At 66.8% G+C, this 614-nt stretch carries 1 protein-coding gene; it reads left to right on the top strand.

The features are described from left to right. A partial coding sequence (locus MOV75_RS41100; protein ID WP_247008578.1) for an AGE family epimerase/isomerase occupies positions 1–614 on the top strand: 614 nt, incomplete at both ends.

The raw sequence follows: 614 nt of genomic DNA, 5'->3' as shown, positions 1-614 counted from the left end.
GATCGCGCTGAAGGGGCTGGAGCATCTGCTGGCATGCGCCAAAGCGCCTGACGGCCGGCCGGGTTATGTGCACCGGCTGACGCCGGAGGGCGCGGTGCTCGACGGCCGGCGCGACGCCTATGACCACGCCTTCATCCTGTTCGCGCTCGCGACCGTCTACGCGCTCGACCAAGACGCGCAGGTTCGTGCCGAGATCGACGCGCTGCTGGCTTTCCTCGACGGCCACCTCCGCTCGCCGCATGGAGGCGTGCACGAAGGCCTTCCGGTCTCGCTGCCGCGCCGGCAGAACCCGCACATGCATCTGTTCGAGGCGATGATCGCGTGCTTCGACGCGACCCACGATCTGTCGTTTCAGAACCGTGCCGGCGAATTCTTCGCGCTGTTCCTGGCCAATCTCTACGACAAGCAGAAGCGCATCCTGACGGAATATTTCGAGGAAGACTGGTCGAAGATCGAACCGGTCAGCGTCGAGCCGGGGCACCAGGCGGAATGGGTCTGGCTGCTGAAGGGGTTCGAACGCATCACCGGATGTCCGACCGGACAGCGGCGCGCCGAACTCCTGGCGACCGCGCTGCGCTGCCGCGACGCGGCCACCGGCTGCCTGATCGACGAGG

Origin of the sequence: Bradyrhizobium sp. PRIMUS42 (genome assembly GCF_023006515.1) — a bacterium.
In the GTDB taxonomy this organism is placed as follows: Bacteria; Pseudomonadota; Alphaproteobacteria; order Rhizobiales; family Xanthobacteraceae; genus Bradyrhizobium.
This window is presented reverse-complemented; position numbering and strand designations above follow the sequence as displayed.